This is a genomic window from Clostridium hominis, from assembly GCF_014287825.1.
Lineage (GTDB): Bacteria > Bacillota > Clostridia > Clostridiales > Clostridiaceae > Clostridium > Clostridium hominis.
Genome location: NZ_JACOOO010000025.1, coordinates 143,806 through 164,909, shown reverse-complemented (window position 1 = coordinate 164,909; position 21,104 = coordinate 143,806). Strand labels below are relative to the sequence as shown.

Here is a 21,104-nt window from a genome sequence, read left to right as displayed (position 1 = left end):
AATTTATATTTAATATTTTAATATATTGCTTGGTATTTTCATAATAATATTCTTTAAACTTTTTTACTACAATTATTTTATTATATAAAATTTGAGGATATCATATAGACACCCTCGATATACATAATTGTATTTAATTATTACTGAGCTGACTTTGCAGCTTGAATTACTGCATTAATATATCCAACAGTATCTGCAAGAGTTGCTCCTGATACAGCATCTGTTACTTCTTCATTTGTCTTAGAAGTTGTTTCTTCTAGTTCTGTTAAAGTCTTTCCATCTACAAACTCTTGAATAGCATTTAAGTTATCTGCAAACTTTACAGTTGATCCAGCTTTTTCAGCCATTGTAGCCGAATACTTATCGCTATTTTGACGTTTTGAAGCTAAAACTTTACCTTCTACTACGTTTTCTGCTAACCCTTCTGTACTATTTGCAACACCAGTAGTTCCATCTGCAGCCATGAATTGATATTCATCTATGTATGATAATATAACTTTATCTTTATCAGTTAATGCTGAAGCTACAGCAAATGATTTTGTTCCATGAGCTGCAAAATATGTTTGAGATAATTTTAAATCTTCAACATTTCCATCAAATTCAACTCCTGTTGTTCCTTCCGCTTGCTTTGCAGCTTCTAAAATTGCTTTAATATATCCTGAAGTATCAACTAATGTTGCTCCTGTTACGGCATCTGTTACCTCTTCATTTGTCTTATTGTTTACTAAGTCTTCTAATTCAGAAATTTTCTTTCCTTTAACAAAATCTTGAATAGCTGCAAAGTTATCAGCATACATAACAGTTGACCCAGCTTTTTCAGCTATAGTTTTAGAGTATGACTCATTATTTTCAATCTTTGAAGCTAAAACTTTACCTTCTACAATATTATCAGCCATTCCCTCACTATTTACTACTCCTTGAGCTGAATCTGCATTCATGTATTGGAATTCATCAAGATACGCATCTACTATTTCATCTCCACTAACTACTGCTGTTACTAAAGCAAAAGCCTTTGTTCCATGTGCTGCAAAGTTAGTTTGTCCAATCTTCAAAGTAACCTTTTCTGATGGTGTTTCTGTTTGAACATTGCTAGTTGCATCATTTTTAGAACCGTTGCTTTGACAACCAACCATTCCAATTACTAAAGCAGCAGCTAAACATAGTCCAATAATCTTTTTTGCCTTCATTTGTAAATCCCCCTAAAATATAATCATTATATTTTTTATTAATTCTTACTACCAAATTATACGACTCTAACATTTATTAGTCAATAACCGCTATTACTTAACTATAATTTTCCACTAATCTTTGATATTTTTTATTAAATGATTTGTTTAGTAATGTTGGATAAGTTAGTGCAATAAGTAGCGTCGAAACTCCCCAACACAAAGGATTAGTATATGTCATACCTGTAAATCCTAATGGATAAATTAGATAATAAGCCGCAAGTGCTCTAATAAAAACTTCTAAAATACCTACTCCTAGAGGAACAATCGCTTGTCCAACTCCTGTTAAAACAAATCTAATTACAAAGTTCACACCTAAAATAATATAGAAACAAGAGGTAAATCTTACATATTGAATACCTAGTCTTATAACTTCACTTTCATCTTTTCCGACAAATAAAATCATAAAAGTTTCACCAAAAAAATAAACTATTAAGGCTGTAATTATACTAATCGTAATAGTAATTTTTAGACAGCTTTTAGCGCCTTGTTTCACCCTATCAAAATCATTACTACCATAATTTTGTGCAGTAAAAGTAGATATAGAAGTACCAAATGCTGATAATATTTGTAGCATTAAAGTATCCATCTTATAAGCAGCTGTATATGCAGCCACTTCATTATTGCCAAGAGTATTTAAAGCTGATTGTACAAATAAGAAACTTATTGATAAAAGTGATTGAAAGAATGCCATAGGCATACCAACTCTAATTTGCTCTTTAATTAATGACATATCTAATTTATAATCATCTTTTTCAAAAGTTAATACATCAAAAGACTTACGCATATAGAAATAGCACAGTATACAGGATATGAATTGTGCTAATACAGTTGCTATCCCAACCCCTGCAATACCTAAACCTAAAGACACTACAAAGAAAATATCTAATACTACATTTAATACTGATGAAATAATTAGAAATACTAAAGGAATAAAACTATTTCCAAAAGCTCTAAGAACTGCTACTTCATAATTATAAATTGCAGTAGTAATAGCTCCAATAAATAAAATACTAGAATAAACTAATGCACCATCTATAATATCCTCTGCAGTATTGATAAGTTCAAATAATGCCCTATTTAACAATAAACCAAGAACAGTAATTATAATAGAAATAGCAATTGTTAAATATAATCCGTTTATAATGCTTTTTCTAGTGAGCTTTTTTGCTCCAGCTCCAAACTTTTGAGCAACTACTACAGATAATCCACCAGTTAATCCAACTATTAATCCAATCAATAATTGAACAACAGGGCTTGTGGCTCCCACGGCTGCAAGAGCATTAGTTCCTATAAATCTCCCAACAACCATTGTATCAACCATGCTATATAGCTGTTGAAAAACATTTCCAATCATTAATGGTATTGCAAAAGCAATTATAACCTTATATGGCTTACCTTTAGTCATATCCATTGTTGATGAATTAGTAAACCTATTTTTTATTGTACTTATCATTTTATAATTCCCTCCTATTTATGGAATTCTTCAATTTAATTGAAGCACTATTATTACCATGCTATAATTAGGATAAACTTGATAGTTAACTATCAGTCAACACAAATTTAAAGTGAGGAAAATTAAAAATGTATTATACAGTAAACGATATTGCTAAAAGAACAGGACTAACGCCTTATACTATTAGGTTTTATGCGAAAGAAGGTTTATTCCCTAATATAAATAGGAACGAAAATGGAGTTAGATTATTCGGTAGCAGGGAACTTCACTGGATTTATTTAATAGAGCACTTAAAAAGAACAGGTATGACTATTAAAGAAATAAAACAATATATTGATTGGGTTACAGAAGGTAATAAAACTATATCTAATCGTCTTGACTTCTTTAAAGAAAAACGTTTAGAAGTAGAACAACAAATCCAAGAGTTAAATAAAACTCTTAATTTCATTGTTTATAAAGAATGGGAATATACTAAAGCATATGAAGCTGGAACAACTGATGTAATCGAAGATATATCTGATGATATGATAACTGATGAACTACGTAAAATTAGAAATACTATTAATATTGAGCGTGAATATTTAGAAGATAAAGGAGCTATATAGATATGCCTCCTTTTCTACTCTTTACAAAGAAAATTTCTGACACTAATTATCCATTACAAATATTAAAATAACATTGTAATAATTTAACCTTCTATTTAAGTTACTTCTGTACAACTGATTCCCTAGTAAGTAATAACACATTAAAAAAATTTAAAAATTCAAACTACACTATTATAATTTCAACCAATACAATTATGTAAAAAAAGTGCAATCTCTCTAAAGAAATTGCACTTTTTATCTATCTTAACTACTTATATATTCACTTAAATAAACTTCCCCTCTCAGATAAGCTGACCCTTCATCTTTTCGAATGAAATCATAACTTAACCTCAGGTTAGCATAAACCTTTTGCTAGCAAACCTTCTCTTCACTTAACGAATCTTTATCATTTTTATCTACTTCATCTGAATCAACATCAAGCTCTGCTTTACCAGTATATAATTGATAGTATCTTCCGCCTTCTTCTAATAGTGAATCATGGTTTCCTCTCTCAATTATTTCACCTTGTTCAAGAACCATTATAGCTTTAGAGTTCTTAATAGTTGAAAGCCTGTGAGCTATAACAAATACAGTTCTTCCTTCCATTAATTTATCCATACCTTCTGCTATAAGTTTTTCTGTTCTTGTATCTATAGAGCTCGTAGCTTCATCCATTATTAAAACTGGTGGATTAGCAACTGCTGCTCTTGCAATAGCAAGTAATTGTCTTTGACCTTGAGATAATCCTTCACCATCACCAGTAATAACAGTATCATATCCATGTGGTAAATGTTTTATAAATGTATGGGCATTTGCAAGCCTAGCTGCTTCCTTAACTTGTTCATCAGTAGCTTTTAAATTACCATATCTAATATTATCAGCAATAGTTCCTGTAAATAAGTGTGTATCTTGAAGAACTATTCCTAATGATCTTCTTAAATCGTCTTTCTTAATATCTTTAACATCTATTCCATCATAAGTTATAGTTCCTGAATTGATTTCATAGAATCTATTTATTAAGTTAGTAATTGTAGTTTTACCTGCACCAGTTGAACCTACGAATGCAATCTTTTGACCTGGTTTTGCAAATAGACTTATATCCTTTAATACAGTCTTCTCTTCATTATATCCAAAGACTACATCTTTAAATCTAACATCACCAGTAAGCTCTCTAAGCTCAAATCCATTAGCCATAGTAGTTCTATAAATAGATTTTAAACTTCCATCAATATCAGCTGCCACTTCATTAACTGGAATCTTCCAAGCCCAGTGTCCTGTATATTCTTCTGACTCCTCTAAATTTCCGTTAGCATCAATTTTTACTCTAGCTAAAGTAACTTGGCCATTATCTACTTCTTCCTCTTCATCTAAAGCGGCAAATATTCTTTCGGCACCAGCAAGAGCTGCTAAAATCATATTTACTTGTTGAGAAACTTGAGCTATTGGGTTAGATACTTGCTTTGTATATTGAAGATAAGATACAAGTGAACCTATATCAAACATTCCTGCAATAGTAAGTAATCCACCAGCACAACAAGTTACTGCATAATTTGTATGAGAAAGGTTACCAAGCATAGGCATCATAAATCCAGCAAAAGTTTGAGCTCCAGTTGAAGCTTTTCTTAGTTCTTCATTATGCTTTTTAAAGTCTTCAATAGCTTTTTCTTCATGACAGAACACTTTAATAACTTTTTGACCTTCTATCATTTCTTCAACATAACCATTTAACTTACCTATATTCTTTTGTTGCATTCCAAAGTAATATCCACTCTTAGCTCCAACCTTTTTAACTAAAAATATCATCAATCCTAAGAATGTAGCTGTTATTATACACATTACCGGACTTAAAACTATCATCATAATTATAGTTCCTATAAAAGTAAGTCCTGAAGCCATAATATTGGTAAAACTATTATTTAAAGCTTCGTTAATATTATCAATATCATTAGTGTAAAGACTCATTAAATCTCCATGTGTATTTCTATCAAAATATTTTAATGGAAGACTTTGCATCTTATTAAATAAATCTGTTCTTATTTCACTTATAGTCTTTTGCGATATATGAACCATGATTCTAGCATATCCATAAGCTGCACCTGCTCCAATTAAGAAAATACTTCCTAGTAAAACTAACATCTTAGCAAGACCTGCAAAATCACCTGGTAATATATAATTATTAACAAGAGGCTTTAAGAAGTATGAGCCTGATACCATAGCAACTGAGTTCATAACTACAAGAATCATAACTAAGAATAATAATCCTTTATGTTTGCCTACATACTTTAATAAAGTTCCTATAGTCTTTTTCATATTTTTAGGCTTTGGTCCTCCTGGTACTTTACCTCCTGGCCCCATCTTTGGACCACCTTGTGGCATTTTATCCTTACTCACGTAAACCCACCCCTTCCTGTTGAGATTTGTATACATCTTTATAAATTTCACTATTTTCCATTAACTCATCATGAGTTCCAATAGCACTTATCTTACCATCATCTAAAACTATAATCTTATCTGCATCACATACAGATACAACTCTTTGTGCAATTATAATCTTTGTAGTATCTTTTAAATCCTCAGAGAATGCCTTTCTAATCTTAGCATCTGTAGCAGTATCTACAGCACTTGTACTATCATCTAAGATAAGTACCTTAGGGTTTTTAAGAAGAGCTCTTGCAATACAAAGTCTTTGCTTTTGACCACCAGATACATTAACTCCACCTTGTTCAATGTGCATTTCATATCTACCTGGTAATCTATCTATAAACTCACTTACACAAGATGATGTAGCTGCGACTTCTATCTCTGCTTCTGTAGCCTCTGCATTACCCCATCTTAAGTTTTCATTAATTGTTCCAGAGAATAAAGTGTTCTTTTGAAGTACCATCGCAACTTCATCTCTTAGAGTTTCAATATCATAATCCTTAACATTAACTCCACCTAAATAAACTTCACCTTCTGTAACATCATAAAGTCTTGGTATAAGCTGAACTAAGCTTGTCTTACCTGAACCTGTTGAACCAATTATACCAACAGTCTCACCTGCTTTAATAGTGATATTAATATTATCTAAATTGTTTTCTTCACTTTCATCTTCATACTTGAAGTTAACATTTCTAAATTCAATATCCCCATTTTTAACTTCCATTATTGGATTTTCTGGATTCTTTATATCTGGTTCTTCTTCTAAAACTTCTAATATACGCTCTGCTGATGCAACTGATCTTGAAATCATCATAAGGACCATTGCAATCATCATAAGAGACATTAATATTTGAAATGAATAAGTCATAAAGCTTGTAAGCCTACCTACTGTTAATGTGCCTTCATTAACCATGTGCCCACCAAACCAAAGAATACCTATGATACTAGAAAATACAACAATTTGCATTATTGGCATGTTTAAAACTACTAATCCAAAAGCACCTTCAGCTGATTTAATCAGATCATCATTAGCATTCTTAAACTTTTCTTTTTCTTTCTTAGCTCTAACAAAAGATTTAACAACTCTAATACCAATTAAATTTTCTTGAACTATAGTATTCATGTTATCAATTTTCTTTTGCATAGCTTCAAATCTAGGTCTAACTGCTTTTATAATAAGGGCTATTGATATAGCTAAAATTGGCATAGATACTAAGAATATCATTGCAAGTTTAGGACTTATTGTAACCGATAATATACAAGCACATATAAGCATCATAGGCGCTCTAACTAAAAGCTTAATTCCCATTGTTACTGAGTTCTGTATAGTGGTTACATCCGTTGTTAAACGAGTAATAAGTGATGCTGTACTAAACTTTTCAATATTCTTAAAAGAATAACTTTGAATCTTTATATATTCAGCTTCTCTTAACTCAGCACCAAATCCTTGTCCAGCTTCTGCTGCAAACTTAGATAGTCCTAATCCAAAGCATAGTGATACTAAAGCCATTCCTACCATAAGTAATCCCATCTTAATTGTGTACCAGCTATCACCAGAAGATATACCAATATCGACTATATTTGCCATTACTAATGGAATTAATAATTCGAATATAGATTCTAATGCTGCACACATTACTCCTAAAATTAAAGGAGTTTTATACTTCTTCATATACGGAAGTAATTTCTTAATCATTTAATTCACCTCTTCTTTACTAACTTTTAGACTCCACCATTAACTTTATTTATTATTAAATATTATTGCTACCTTTAAGCTTAAAATCCTCCTTCTTAAATCTCTATATCAGTGAAGTCTTTTATAATAGGAGATTTTATACTTTAATATAAAATCTTTATAATAACAAGCTAACAATACATAGCAAGCTATGTATTCAAGTAAAAATATAAAGTTACTCATCCATATTATTAATAACTTTATTTAAAAGAGTCCTTAAAGTATTTAATTCGTCTTCAGTCATATTTTTAGTTAATTTCTTTTCAATATAATTAACTCCAAAATCCATGCATTCATGAATAATTCCTAATCCTTTATCTGTTAATGTCAGACTTTTATATCTTGCATCTTGAGAACTTGGGATTCTTGTAATCATTTCTTTTTCTTCTAACCTTTTAACTATTCCTGTCACTGTTGGATTACTTAAATCTAATTCCTTTTCAATATCCTTTTGAAAAATGTCTTTTCCGTTATCTTGCCAACGAAAAATAATCCATAGTACCTTTTCTTGAGTTGCTGTTAAGTTAAATCTAATAAGATTTTTGTTAATATCTTTTATTATTTTATTGTCTATTAGCTTAATAAGAAATCCTATATCATTTCTTCTTTTACACTTTCCCATAAGAATCCTCCAAGAATACATAGCATACTATGTATTTTATATCACTATATTATTAAAGTCAACGGATAATGTTACTCCAAATTATTAACAATTTGATAACTATTTTCTAAACGCTTTTGCTATATCCAACAGTAAACTTTTACACTCCTTTTTAATTTTAATTTGTATTTTTTATAATATACCCTTTATTCTAATGAACAAAAATATTAAATTCTAATTAAATAAAAACTCCATTAATTAATAAAATTAACTGGAGCTTTTCTCTTTCTTAATATACGCTTAATAAACAAATAAATAAATTCCAAACCAATGAAGTATAGCACCTATCATAACAAAAAAATGCCAAATAAAGTGAGAATATTTTTTATCTCTTGTAAATGGAATCATTCCAATTGTATAAATAACTCCTCCAATCAAAATCATCCACAATAATGGCATATTATTTTTAAACCAATCTGGTAGAAATATTAAGCCACTCCACCCAATTATGAAGTATAAAGAAAAATGTAACCATTTAAATCTTCCTGGTCCAAAAATACTAAGCATTGTAATGCCCCAAATAATTAATGCCCATTCTATACAAAAAATTACTATACCAAGTGCATTTCCCCAATATACTAAATATAACGGCGCAAAAGTACCTCCTATCAAAAGATAAATAGAAGAGTAATCAAACCTTCTCCATAAACGTTTTACAGTAGAACCACTTTTAAACGCATGATATAAAGTACTCATTAACATTAAAATAATTAAACTAATTCCGTAAAAGCAAGTTGCCATAATCTTAAGTCCGGTATCCGATTTTAATAAAAGCAAAATGAATCCTGCTATAGCTAGCCCTGCTCCTACACCATGAACTACTGCATTACCAACTTCCTCTAATATTGTAAGCTTTGGTGGCTCATTTAGTGTTTTTATATATTCCTTTCTATTTTCTTTCTCTTTATTCATCCACATATTCTTCTCCCTACATCATATTGAATATTACATATATAGCTATTTAAGCTTAACTCTACCTAAATTATATACAATTACAATTTTATTATGAATAAAAAATATACCTTCCATTATTTAATTTACAACTTGTAATAACATTAATTATAAATTATAATAATATTTCTTAATTAATAAATTTGGCATAGTAAAATACTTTACTATGCCAAATTCTTATATAATTATTTATTACATTTTATAATTTAAAAAATCATCTATATTTTTATCTTTGTAATAAGCACCTACAATAATGAAGGTTATAATTAAAATTACCGTTACAATAATTCCACCTTCAGGTCCAAAAGTTCCTCCATTAAAGAAACTATTACCTATGTTATCCAACTGGTATATTCCCATAACATCGTTTCCGCTTACCTGAAATCCTAATACATATCCTTGGAAGTAATTCCATGTAATATGGAAGCCTATAGGCATCCATACATTACCCGATTTCATAAACATATATCCAAAAAGAATTCCTACTAAAAATAGATTTATTAAAGCTAAAAGACTTATCCCACTATTACCCAAATGCATTGCTGCAAATATTACTGCTGATCCCCCTAAAATTATATATTTATTTCTTGCTTGTTTTAATACTGACATACAGTAAGCTCTCCCAAATATCTCTTCACCAAAACCTACTGCAATAAAAGCTATTAACCCACTGAATAATTCATATGAAATATTAGGCTTTGATAAAGAATTTACTAACCTTACCTCACCTATTAAAAGCAAAACAACACCTACAATAGTTATTGTAACAGCCCCTAATAATAATCCAACTCCAAGTTCCTTATAACCTTCTTTTAAATTTGTTAACCCCATAAAAGTAATCCTCTTCTTTTCAAAAGCTTTCCATATAATCATACTAGATGCTATTAAAGCAAGATTTTGCAATATTATAGCTATAGAAAAGAATAATGGACTATTTTCAATAGCAGATAATTCTACTATGTCGCCCTTTGTTGATACTACTATCCCAAGTATTATCCCTACAAAAATAGATACTACATTCATCAAAGCAAACATTAGTATTAATGTTAACGATATTTTCCATCCACTTCGTACTTCTCCGTACTTATTTTTAAACATTCTCATATAACCACCTCTTTTTATCTATAACTCTTATTATGAACCTTTCATAATAATAATTTTACTATATTTACCAATAAATTGGTATAGTTTTAGATTTATTAATTCTAACGTCTACCCTTCTAATAACCCCCTATATACTACATCCAAATAATTCAAAAGGATGCTAATAACTTAGCATCCTTGATTTTTTAATATCATCTTTTTAATCTTTTATAAAATTTATTCGCTATAAAAATAATAACAACTAAAAATAATCCTATAAATATAAATTTGTTATTATCATTTTTCCCAGCATTTTCAACACTTTCACTTGCTATAGTATTACTTTGCTCATCCTCAATTATATTTTCTTCTATATCTTTCTCATAAGCAATAACTACTTCGTCATTATCCTCATTAATAATATCTAAATCATTCTTATAATTTTCTTCATCATTTATATTGTTTTTATTATAAATGTCTACCTCTTCTATTTTTTCAGATTTATATGAATTATCTAAGTATAATAACTCTATACTTTTTTCTTTTTTCTCTTCACTTATTTCTTTTTCTGTAATATTTTCATTTATATCTCTATTATCTTTTAAATTTTCTTCAGTAGAACTATCTAATTTTAAAGTTTCGTCTTCTGCATATAAATTTACTTCATTATTCTTAACTATAACTTTACATGAAGCAGTTTTATCTAAAATAGTTGCAGTAATGATTGATTCTCCTTCTTTAACAGCCATAACTTCTCCATTATCAACTATAGCTACTTCATTATTAGAACTTTCCCATAAAACTTCTGAATCATTTATGTAGTCTTTTGGATAATAAACTAGATTTAATTTGTACTTTTCTCCAATTTCTAAAGTTATTTCATCTTTATCAATTAATATATTTTCTAAAGAAACTTTAGGTAAAGCTAAAGCCATATTTGGTACTCCACTACCAAAGAACCAATCTACTCCTTTTTCTCCTATATCAATAGAATATTCTTTTATAAAATTTTCAATTTCAACCGGCTTCAAATCTGGATTATTTAGTTTTAACATGGCAGCTATTACTGAAATATGTGGTGCTGCCATAGATGTTCCATTTTTATACACATAACTTCCACCTGGTGCTGCACTATATATCCCTACCCCTGGTGCTGCTACATCTATATTAGGTCCATAATTAGATGTATATGCTTTATTATTATTATTGTCTATAGATGATACTATTATTGCTTTGTCTATATGAGAAGGACATGAGTTTATTGTATTAGCATTATAATTTCCTGCAGCATTTACAACTGTAACTCCTGCATCAACAGCCTCTACAATCATTTCTTCTATAAGCTTTGAGTGAACTCCTGTAATAAATCCTAAGCTTAAATTTATTATATCTACACCAGAGTCAATTGCATATTTTATACTATTTCCTACACTTGATATAGTGCCTCTCCCAATATAATTTAACGCTTTTAAAGGCATAATCTTAATATTACTTATATTTCTTGTAGCATCAGCTATTATACCAGCAACATGTGTTCCATGTCCTTGAAAATCATCATCATATGGATCATCATCATTATTTACAAAATCATAGCCTGTGGTTAATAGCTTGTCCTTAAAAATTGGATGGTTATAATCTATACCACTATCAATTACAGCTATAGTTATTATATTTTCCTTATTTTCTTCTTTAATATACTTACTATATTTATCAATAGCTAAATATTCTATCCCCCACGAGTTATATGTATTATTTTCTTCTTCCCTACCTTCAATTATGTTGTCTTCACTTATATCTATGTACATATCTGGCTCTACAAATTCGATATATTCTTTATCCTTTAACTGCTCATAACAATCAATGGCTTTATCTATTGAATCAAAATGTAAAGTTACTATTTCATCATCAATATAACTTGAATCTATAACACCATAGTCATTAAAATTTATCAATTCATCTGTTTTAACTATTAATGACTTACTTTTAAAGTCATCATAACTATAAATATGATTATGATGACTCTCACTTTCTATTGCTTTAACATTTATTGTTGGAAAAAGCATAAATATAAACATAATTGAAAGTAAAAAAATACCGCCCCTTGTCCACCTTGTCATAATTTTCACCTGATTCCTTATTTTATAAGTATATTTTAATAAAATAACTCATTTAATGTCAAATAAAAAGAAGATCTACTTAGATCCTCTTTTCTTTATTCACACTATTCCTTTAATTTCGCTCATAAATGACCTTATCCATTATAATGAGTTACAGCATCAAAACTTTTTATAAATTTCCAACCATTATAAATATCATTGCTTTCGAATAAAGCTTTCTTGTTAGAACCTTCTCCTTGTCCTAAAGTTAATTTATAAACTCCCTCTTCAAAAACTACAGAATCTATTTTACTTAAATATTGTACATCATCAGTCATAGTATCCCATTGAATATTTATCTCTTGCCATGTTTCCCCTCTATCAATAGTAGCATATAGAATTGGATTATTAGACTCAGAACCTCCATCAAGGGAGACTATTCCTTTTTCAATATCTACAAACTTCAATCCTGTTAAAGTATTACTTGTATTCTGCAGTGGCATATCTTGTTTAGTCCAAGTAGCTCCACCGTCACTTGTAACATATAAAACTTTTCCTTCTCCAGTTCCCATGCTCCAGTCAGTTCCAAAAGCCATATATCCCTCACTATTGTTGATAAATCCAATACATCTTCTTGTAATAGGCTTTTCTAAATCCAGAGTAAAGTCAATATTTCTCCAGTTAGCTCCATCATCTTGAGAAAATAAAATTTTAGGATCCTTACCATAGATAAAAGCAATAATTCCACCTATATCATCAGAAATATAAAAACTATCTTCTGGTATTTCTATTCCCATTCTATAGAAGTCTAATGTCTCATTAATATCTTCTTCTGACAGAGGTATCTCAATCCAATTCTCTCCATAATCACGACTTACTTTTACATTAGGTCCATTAATATAATAATCCTTTTTCATATAATTATTTTTATTACCATATAGATCTTCTGAATTAGCAGGAGAGCAACTATACATAATTCTGTTGCCACCTAAGTATAAGTCAACACCATCAGATAATGTAAATATTACTGCTGTATGGCCATCACTTATTCCACCTTTTCCTGATTTATATTCATTAAAAGTCAATATAGGAAAAACTTGATTATTTCCTTCTTTTATAATAGGTTCTCCTTCATCAGGTTTTGTATTAGCACTATAGCTTACTTCATATTGTGGAAAGTCTAATTTTGAAATTTCCTGGGAAATAGGCAGTTTTTTTAGTTCTTTATCAAGATAAGAAATTTCAGAGTTTTCGTTGAATGTTTGTGGTAATGTAGTACTTATACCTGAAGCTAGGCCTGCATAATTAACTACCTTCCTTTTCGAATCATATGTAAACCTATATGTCCCAATATATTCCTTTGATTCATCATATCCATAAATTAGAAGATTAAAATCATCAAGAATACCTTCCTTAGATACACTCCCCTCAAAACTTTCTATAGATAATGTACTAGGTAAAACAGTATGTTCTCTAAACATCTCTTCTAAACCTCTAAATCCTTGTTTTTGCAAATTATAATCTTTTATCTTAAACTTATTATCTCCTTCGACAAAGGTTTTATCTTTATTTCCACAAGAAACAAAGCCTAATAATAAAATACTTAAAGTCAAAATTCCAAGGTATCTAAAATAACTTCTCATTCCAATCCCTCCTTTATAATTTGGTATCATTGAAGAAGTCAATCTTCTTTCATCACACTAGCGCCTTTTTCCTATTTACGTAAACAAATCCTTTCCTCTGCTATCATGCACTCTTCGTCATTTACGAGGTGAATCCTTTCACTTTTGCTCATTAAACTTATCCAGTGCTTCTATAACTTGCTTTTGTCTTTCCTTTGCTTCTTCATAATGTTCTCCAAGTGCATATGAACTTGGCGCTTGTGGAAGCCCTGCAAGTAATGTACTTTGTTCATAATCTAAATCTATAGGCTCTATACCAAAATAATTATTACTAGCTTCCCTTATTCCATAATTATTATCACCATAATAAATAATATTTACATAAAGCTCTAAAATATCATCCTTACTATAGTTTTCTTCTAAAGCAAAAGCTAGAAACATCTCTGCTATCTTCTTTAAAAAGTTTTGATCGTTATCAAAATATAGATTCTTTGCAACTTGTTGAGTTATGGTGCTTCCACCTTGAAGTAATTCTTTTTCTTTAAGATTAACTAATACAGCCCTTAACAACGATTTAAATTCTATAGCTCCATGATCATAAAACCTTATATCTTCTATTGCAACTATGGCATCCTTAAAAGTATTGCTTATATTATCAATATTTACATAGGTTTCTGAACTCCTAACTTCATTAACCTTATCAACTAAACTTATATCTCCTATAGCTTGTTTGTATTTGCCATATCCTGCTCCTACTATCATAGCTCCTATTAAAATTATCACCGTTAATATAATTCCTATTAAAAAACTTATAAATTTCTTCATACTTATCTCCATATAACCCATTTTTTATCTCTATTTTACCATATTTTTTGTTTTAATAATATTATAGCTATTTATAGCTTTACTTATCTTGGCTATAAGTTCTTTTGCTTCCTCTCCGCCATCTATCAGAGGTATCTCTTCTCCACATTCTACACCTTCTAAGTTTTCACTTAGCTTTCCTATATCTTTTGTTAAAACTACTAAGATATAAGGATTTTTCTCATATATAATTCCTCCATCATGAAAGTATCTATAATAGTTACCAAACTTATGAGCTATAATTTCTCGTTCTAAATACTTATCTATCCTATCATGACAACAGCTTTCTTTAAGCAAATCAATTATTAATGAATACTTATCATCTGAATAGAGCTTATAATAAATTTCCCCTTGCTCTCTTGCTGTAGTTAAATTTCCAACGGTTATATCTTCTCCTGTTAATCTAGATATGTATTCATTAATATCATAACCACAAACTCTATTCAACATATTATTAGCTATATTATCTGAATATCTTAAAGATAACTCTAACGCTTCCCTTACTGTTACTCCGCCTATTTCTTCATTATATTTTAATATTCCTGTACCCTCTTCATAATCTTCCTCGCAATATTCTATGACATCATATAAATTAATTTCTCCCTTATTAACCTTATCTATTACCTCCATAGCTTGTGGAACCTTCGTTAGACTTGCAGCTATAAATCTTTTATCATTGTTAAAATAATATTCTTTACTTCCATCCAACTTACAATAATATATAGCAATATTGTTCTTATAATCACCTGCTATCTCTTCCACCATATTTTCTATATCCTTATTAAAATTTTCAACTTCTATTTCATAATTAATATTAAAACCACTTAAATTTAAACAAAAAAATAATGGGCATAATAACAATTTAAATAACATAATATTACCTCACTTATATTATTTATATAATTATTATTCCCATCTTATTTTACAATACATCATTTAAAGTATATTTTGAAAACTCTTCTATAAAATTTTTAAGTGCTCCTGCGGATATAGCCTTAAGCTTACATCCTGATTGCATAAATGGACATAGTTCCGGTTTATTGAAACATTCAACTATATTTAAGTTATCTTCCGTGAATTTTAAAACTTCTCCAAGATTAATATCTACTGGTTCTAATCCTAATTGAAGTCCACCACCTCTACCTTTTGAAGATATAATATACTCTGTTTTAGCTAACTTATGTATTACTTTTTTAATATGATGCTCAGATGCGTTTAGTTCTTGAGCCAATTCTTCTACAGTACATAATTTACTTCTGTTATTTGCTAAATATATCAATGCCCTAAAAGCATAATCAGTAAATTTTGATAATTGCATTTTTATCTCCTCTTCCTTTGCTATTTCTTCATATTATATCATATAAATTTTTTTATAATTCTATTTACTTAAATTAAAATAAAAAAAGCTATATGTATTCTAAATTAAATTCCACACAGCTTTTTTATCTATAATGCTAACTTTGATATTCCAAAACCATTATGTCTTGACATATATCTTATAGCAATATCTTCTACATAAACTTTTATATTTTCACTTACTTTAACATAATAACCCAACTTTGATTTCTCCATAGATAAAGATTTTTCACTATTATATTATTGCTATGTAGATATATTTGTGATTCAAAGATTTAAGTTAACATATCATATTCATACTGACTTTATTAAAATCTAACTCTTGTATTTTAGCTTATCACATGGCCTTTTTCATCTTATCAGTTTTTACCTTATTTCTCTTCTTATACATCATTCTTTTTTTATGCTTCCATAAGAAACGCTGAAAAATAATCCTTACCCTTTCTGCCATATCTATATCTCCCCTTTTACTATCGATATAAAAATTTATTAATATATCTTAGTATCTATATAAAGTTATTATACTACATTTTGTAAATATTTTCCATATAATATTAATTTTTTATTTCCACCTTATAAGATCCTAGATTTTACTAATTATTTTTCACATCGTATGTAAAAGCTACACTAATCCAAATTAATTATCACTATATTTCAAAAAAATAATTATTAATTTGCTTTTTACATATAAATATTATAGTATACAACTATAAATAAATTTACAAACAATAGAAGGAGTGTTTACTATGTCAGTACATTTAATTACTTATTATATGCAACAAACTCATACTCATCACCATGATGATAACTGTGATTGTAGCGAAAGTCACGATCATAGCAATAGCTGTAGCTGTGGTGAAGATCATACTCACGATCATAATGAAAGCTGTGGTTGCGGTGAAGAGCATCATGAACATGATGAAAACTGTGGCTGTGGTGGAGATCCAGATTTTGATTTAGTTTGTACTATAGAAACTTTAGGAAAATGGGCTCAATTTACACCTACTGGATTCTTAGTAGTTTCAGACTTAAATTCTGACCAAATCTTAGAAAAACTAAGCCCAACTGTAGGTGCTAGAGATATAATATTTGTAACAAAAGTAGATCCTCACGATGTAGCTACAACAATTCCACAATGTAAAGAATGGATACTTTCAGTTACTGAATAATTATAAATAATCCTTCGGTTATTATTTTTAACCGAAGGATTTATTAAAGTTAACTTAAAACTAATAATGACTTCGGTAGTATTACTTTTCCACCAAAGTCATCTCTTTCTCTTTACTTATACAATTTTAATCTAATCCTTTTTTACTCCAATAATTAAACGCCTCTTCTTCTAACTGTTTAAGTCGTGTATAATAATCTGGAAATTCCTTTAAATGTGCTAAAGCTATTTTTCCTGTCAGTATTGGATCATTTTTAGTTACGTTACATTCAGAATACTTTGTTCCATGTTCTAACTCAATATTAACGCCAACTGTAAATTCATCTAAATCAAACTTTTCTTTAGTAAAATCAATCTTCAAAGCTCTAGCTATAAGTGCTGCATCTTCCTTAGTAAATGATGGCTCATTATTAGATTCTCTTTCATACTTTAAGGTATATGATATCTTTTTTCTAATCTTTTTTACTTCAGACTTAGTTTTACTCATTTTAAATCCTAATTAAAATTTCTTATCATTACATCATATTCCTATAAAATACTATTGGTACATTATTCCTAAAATAACAACTTCACTTATTTAAACCTTTATCTTATCACTAATTAACTCCTCTTTTATTGATCCCAAACAATATGTTCTTAATATAAACATTATCTCACTATAATTTTTACGCTTTGCATAAATTGTTTTATTCCCTTTTTCCATCTCTAACTCAATCTTTATTGATAATTTTAAAAATGCCTGCTTTAGTGTAACACCTTTTATCTCATTAAACTCAATAACTTCCCCATCACTTAATAAAATTCCTTCTGATGAAATCCTAGGTTTTAATATAATCTTAGCTATTATTTGTATAAAAAGTCCAACAAATATAATTAAACCTAAATAGTTAATAAATCTCTCATCACGGCTAAGGCTATTAAGATAATCAAAATAATTATTTATCTGCGATTCTTCTAAATAATATTGATAGTACTTTTGTTGTTTATAATTAGAAATGCTAGACATTATAAAAGTTCCAATACATATTATTTCATTATATATAGGTTCTCTCCTTAGGTTTATATAATTTGAATTTATTAATTTACTATTATCAATCCATCTAATAATGTTCTTCATAAATATCATGCCTAAAGCAATAACAGCACATATCCCAGCAAAAAAACTATATGTGCTATTATAACTCCCAAACATTATTAATACACATACTATTAAAATTCCATACAATACCATATATCTTTTATTCATACTACCTCTCACACTAAATTAAATTTCTGATCTACATATAGAATCTTCCTCAATATAAACACAGGAATTTGTCACTAGTATATTTCTTATCTCTGCATATTTCTCTTTTGTGCTTTTTACTATCCTATACCCTTTATCAAAATATATTTTAATCTTTCTTGTATTCCCTATCATAGATGATTCAACTTCAATTTTTTCTATTCTATCAAAAGTAACTAACATACCTTCAGTAAATAATATTCCCTCTGATGATATCTTTGATGGACAAATAAACTTACTTATAATCCCAAATACTATAATTAAAATCATAACAACTATAAAGAGTAATATAATTATAGACAAGACATTTATATTGCTAATAAAATAAATAAAACTATCTAATCCTTCTTTTCCTGTTTCTCTATATATAAAAGCTTTCTCAAGAGAATATAAACTTAAAACGCCCCATCCTAATACAAGAAAAAGAATTATATCTACAGCCATATTTTTCTTTAACTTAATATATCTATCCCCTATAATTTTATTATTTTGAACCCATCTTATTCTATCCTTTACTAAGATTCCAATAAGAATAATAGTGGAAATAATTATAAAAGCAGCTTTTATTTTTTCATTTTTAATATACCCTACACTCATTCCTACAGCTGCTCCTAGTAACCCATAAATAACCCTTTTAACCTTTTCTCTCATAATAATTTTCTCCTATTTATACCTCTATACCATTATTTTCTGAGTATGACTTAATGTTATTTCTGTTTCTATAATATCCCCATTTAACAGCTATAACAATAAAAACTAATAAGATTAAAATTGCTCCCCCACATATCATAAATAATTCCTCTGGAAGAGCAATTATAATTGGGTCAATCCTAGGATCAAAAATCCAATAATCATTTCTAAAAAATATCTTATGAAACATTGTAAATGCCCACGAAAAATCTATAAAATAAAGAACTACTATTCCTATAAAGAATATTATTAATAGATTTGCACTATTATTAAAGTTCTTTAGTAACCCTCTAATATTTATCGAACCCTTTTTATATTTATTAAAAATAAACCATCCAGCTAATGCAATTATAAAAATAGCGACAATTATCATTAAAGCTATAAATATCTTCTTAACTTCATAAAAATGAACTTCGCCATAGGTACTCATAGCAAAATTGTCAAACCTAAGCTTGTCTACAAATGGATTTTGAAGATAATTAATCAATCCCCTATATTCCCTCATCAAAGCTTGTTCACTTAATCCTGTTATAGTAGTTAAATCATACTTTTTAACTACTAACTTATATATCCATGTAGAATTTATAATTGTTATTGCAGCTATACATATAGCTGCAATACTTGAATATATTATCCAAGCAAATTTCGCCAAGTTTTTTATAATACTTTTTTCTTTTTTTATTATATTAACATTTGATTTTTCCATACTATCTCCCTATACTTCTTTCATCTGTTAACATAATTATATCACACTTACCACCTTAATCCATTTTTTCTTTAATGATAACATTTACATTTGCCTTGATTATAAATTTTTAATATCCTGGATATTTCATCCACCAATCTCCATCATCAGAATATCCTGTTAACAAATCATCTGCAACTTTAGTTATGACATCATATAATTCTAACTTACTAGTCCATTTTCTAGGAATTTTATTTAAACCTAAATGTGCACCTACAATATTTCCTGTCATAGCTCCTGTACTATCACTATCTCCACTATGATTAACTGCTGCCATTATTGCTCCTTCAAAATCATCCTTATATCTCAATGCGCAAAAAACTGCTATGGCTATTGCCTCTTCAGCTATCCAACCTTGTCCTAATTCTTTTATGCACACTTCGTTACTTTTTTTGCCCATAGATAAATTAATAGCTTTTTTTAACAAATCTACCATTTCCTCACTGTTATAATATTTAGAAAGTTCAATTAATGTATCTTCGACCGAATGAGCTATATCCATTCCAGACATTATACTAGCTATAATATAAGCAAAAGCTCCTGCTGATAAGTGTCCTATAATATGTCCATGTGTTATTGCTGAACACTCCATTCCTTTATTAAAAGCAAACTGTGGTCTATAAAATAGTCCTACTGGTGCTACTCTCATTACACACCCACATCCTTTGCTGTCATTTAAAGGATTATCAACCGTTCCCATTTCCCTATTTCTTAATGCTGTTAAACAGGTCATCCCTGGCGCTCTTTTTACATATAACTCTTTTTGCTTAATTAAATAACCATCATATATATTTAAAGTATCATCTGCTGGATCACCTTGAGTATATAGCCACCTTAAATAGGCATTATATACACATTTTCCAGTTTCACTTACACCTTTGTTATATCCTCTAGTTTCACCTCTTAACAAACCTTCCGCAGTAAATAAAGTCATCTGAGTATCATCAGTTACTTCTGCCCTTCCTCTTCTTCCTATGACCAGAGAACTTATTCCTCTATTCCCATACTTACTTTTTATCTCTTCTAAGGACATAAATTCAACAGGCCATCCTAAAGCATCGCCTATTGCTCCTCCGATTAAACATCCTCTATAATATACCTTTGTTTTTCGCACTAGATTTTCCTCCTTTTTTTATTGAGAGTTTATTAATATGTACTTAT

The 21,104-nt window shown here is 28.9% G+C and carries 19 protein-coding genes; 2 read left to right on the top strand and 17 right to left on the bottom strand.

All coding sequences use genetic code 11. The features are described 5' to 3' along the window. Positions 1-140: 140 nt before the first annotated feature. Positions 141-1,187, bottom strand: coding sequence for a hypothetical protein (locus H8S20_RS12290; protein WP_051986935.1), 1,047 nt, complete (start codon positions 1,185-1,187; stop codon positions 141-143). 97 nt (positions 1,188-1,284) lie between these two features. Beyond that, positions 1,285-2,682: an MATE family efflux transporter gene (locus H8S20_RS12285; RefSeq protein WP_186860309.1), complete on the bottom strand. Its 1,398-nt coding sequence runs from the start codon at positions 2,680-2,682 to the stop codon at positions 1,285-1,287. A gap of 128 nt (positions 2,683-2,810) precedes the next feature. Here H8S20_RS12285 and H8S20_RS12280 point away from each other — a divergent pair, with 128 nt between their 5' ends. After that, the gene (locus tag H8S20_RS12280) at positions 2,811-3,287 is read left to right on the top strand and encodes a MerR family transcriptional regulator (RefSeq protein WP_186860308.1); all 477 of its coding nucleotides are present in this window, start codon (positions 2,811-2,813) and stop codon (positions 3,285-3,287) included. Between the two features lie 351 nt (positions 3,288-3,638). Here the strand turns inward: H8S20_RS12280 and H8S20_RS12275 are convergent, their stop codons facing one another. The 10 genes from H8S20_RS12275 to H8S20_RS12230 form a co-directional block, all read right to left on the bottom strand. Further along, complete coding sequence (locus H8S20_RS12275) at positions 3,639-5,642, bottom strand: ABC transporter ATP-binding protein (protein ID WP_436231599.1); 2,004 nt, start codon at positions 5,640-5,642, stop codon at positions 3,639-3,641. Positions 5,643-5,649: 7 nt separating this feature from the next. Continuing rightward, positions 5,650-7,383, bottom strand: coding sequence for an ABC transporter ATP-binding protein (locus tag H8S20_RS12270; RefSeq protein ID WP_032119450.1), 1,734 nt, complete (start codon positions 7,381-7,383; stop codon positions 5,650-5,652). Between the two features lie 214 nt (positions 7,384-7,597). After that, the gene (locus tag H8S20_RS12265; RefSeq protein WP_032119451.1) at positions 7,598-8,044 is read right to left on the bottom strand and encodes a MarR family winged helix-turn-helix transcriptional regulator; all 447 of its coding nucleotides are present in this window, start codon (positions 8,042-8,044) and stop codon (positions 7,598-7,600) included. Between the two features lie 279 nt (positions 8,045-8,323). Beyond that, positions 8,324-9,001, bottom strand: a complete 678-nt coding sequence (trhA, locus tag H8S20_RS12260; RefSeq protein WP_243177653.1) for a PAQR family membrane homeostasis protein TrhA — start codon at positions 8,999-9,001, stop codon at positions 8,324-8,326. A gap of 225 nt (positions 9,002-9,226) precedes the next feature. Further along, on the bottom strand, positions 9,227-10,138 hold the full coding sequence (locus tag H8S20_RS12255) for a CPBP family intramembrane glutamic endopeptidase (protein WP_032119452.1): 912 nt from the start codon (positions 10,136-10,138) through the stop codon (positions 9,227-9,229). 191 nt (positions 10,139-10,329) lie between these two features. After that, positions 10,330-12,234: a S8 family serine peptidase gene (locus tag H8S20_RS12250; protein ID WP_186860307.1), complete on the bottom strand. Its 1,905-nt coding sequence runs from the start codon at positions 12,232-12,234 to the stop codon at positions 10,330-10,332. 134 nt (positions 12,235-12,368) lie between these two features. Further along, positions 12,369-13,856: a WD40/YVTN/BNR-like repeat-containing protein gene (locus H8S20_RS12245; protein ID WP_186860306.1), complete on the bottom strand. Its 1,488-nt coding sequence runs from the start codon at positions 13,854-13,856 to the stop codon at positions 12,369-12,371. Positions 13,857-13,994: 138 nt separating this feature from the next. Continuing rightward, a complete protein-coding gene (locus H8S20_RS12240; protein WP_186860305.1) occupies positions 13,995-14,660 on the bottom strand; it encodes a biosynthetic peptidoglycan transglycosylase in 666 nt (221 codons plus the stop codon). Positions 14,661-14,690: 30 nt separating this feature from the next. Then, positions 14,691-15,572 (bottom strand): serine hydrolase, encoded by an 882-nt coding sequence (locus H8S20_RS12235; protein ID WP_186860304.1) that lies wholly within the window; start codon positions 15,570-15,572, stop codon positions 14,691-14,693. A 49-nt stretch (positions 15,573-15,621) separates the two neighbouring features. Next, complete coding sequence (locus H8S20_RS12230; protein WP_032119455.1) at positions 15,622-16,017, bottom strand: RrF2 family transcriptional regulator; 396 nt, start codon at positions 16,015-16,017, stop codon at positions 15,622-15,624. Positions 16,018-16,801: 784 nt separating this feature from the next. On the opposite strand from H8S20_RS12230, the gene H8S20_RS12225 reads away from it, so the two are divergent. After that, positions 16,802-17,224, top strand: coding sequence for an urease accessory protein UreE (locus H8S20_RS12225; RefSeq protein ID WP_051986938.1), 423 nt, complete (start codon positions 16,802-16,804; stop codon positions 17,222-17,224). A gap of 126 nt (positions 17,225-17,350) precedes the next feature. Here the strand turns inward: H8S20_RS12225 and H8S20_RS12220 are convergent, their stop codons facing one another. The 5 genes from H8S20_RS12220 to H8S20_RS12200 all read right to left on the bottom strand — a co-directional run bounded on the left by H8S20_RS12220 (position 17,351) and on the right by H8S20_RS12200 (position 21,057). Further along, positions 17,351-17,710 (bottom strand): DUF5661 family protein, encoded by a 360-nt coding sequence (locus H8S20_RS12220; protein ID WP_243177651.1) that lies wholly within the window; start codon positions 17,708-17,710, stop codon positions 17,351-17,353. 90 nt (positions 17,711-17,800) lie between these two features. Further along, complete coding sequence (locus tag H8S20_RS12215) at positions 17,801-18,469, bottom strand: hypothetical protein (RefSeq protein WP_186860303.1); 669 nt, start codon at positions 18,467-18,469, stop codon at positions 17,801-17,803. A gap of 18 nt (positions 18,470-18,487) precedes the next feature. Further along, positions 18,488-19,159 carry a hypothetical protein gene (locus H8S20_RS12210; protein ID WP_186860302.1) on the bottom strand — a complete coding sequence of 224 codons (672 nt, stop codon included), beginning with the start codon at positions 19,157-19,159 and terminating at the stop codon, positions 18,488-18,490. Between the two features lie 16 nt (positions 19,160-19,175). After that, entirely contained in the window at positions 19,176-19,904 is a 729-nt protein-coding gene (locus tag H8S20_RS12205) for a TIGR01906 family membrane protein (RefSeq protein ID WP_051986939.1), read from the bottom strand. A gap of 109 nt (positions 19,905-20,013) precedes the next feature. After that, positions 20,014-21,057, bottom strand: a complete 1,044-nt coding sequence (locus tag H8S20_RS12200; RefSeq protein ID WP_186860301.1) for an ADP-ribosylglycohydrolase family protein — start codon at positions 21,055-21,057, stop codon at positions 20,014-20,016. Positions 21,058-21,104: the final 47 nt, after the last annotated feature.